This is a genomic window from Streptomyces sp. URMC 126 (assembly GCF_051386555.1).
Classification (GTDB): Bacteria; Actinomycetota; Actinomycetes; order Streptomycetales; family Streptomycetaceae; genus Streptomyces.
This window is the reverse complement of the sequence record NZ_JBPQTX010001347.1, coordinates 1-236: the sequence shown is the minus strand read 5'-3', so window position 1 is coordinate 236 and position 236 is coordinate 1. Positions and strand designations below refer to the sequence as shown.

1 pseudogene is annotated in these 236 nt (G+C 60.2%); it reads right to left on the bottom strand.

Features of this window, described 5'->3' with window-relative positions:
* A pseudogene (locus tag ACSNOK_RS36215) lies at positions 1 to 233 on the bottom strand (glucose-6-phosphate dehydrogenase); the annotation flags it as partial.
* Positions 234 to 236 lie beyond the last annotated feature (3 nt).

The window sequence follows — 236 nt, the reverse complement described above, 5'->3', positions numbered from 1 at the left end:
CTGAACTGATTGTTGGGGCCGATGCTTCCGGGAGCGTATAGCTCGGGGGGGTCTACTGGCCGCAACACCGGCTCCAGCACCCGCCAGGCCCATTCCACCTCGTCGAAACGAAGAAAAAGCGAGCGGTCGCCGTTTAAGGCATCGAGGATCAAAGTAGCGTAGGCTGAAAGCTCACCGAGGCCTTTCGAACGGTACGACGCCCTAAGCGAAGTTCTGCGGGAGGAGAGCTGCAACCC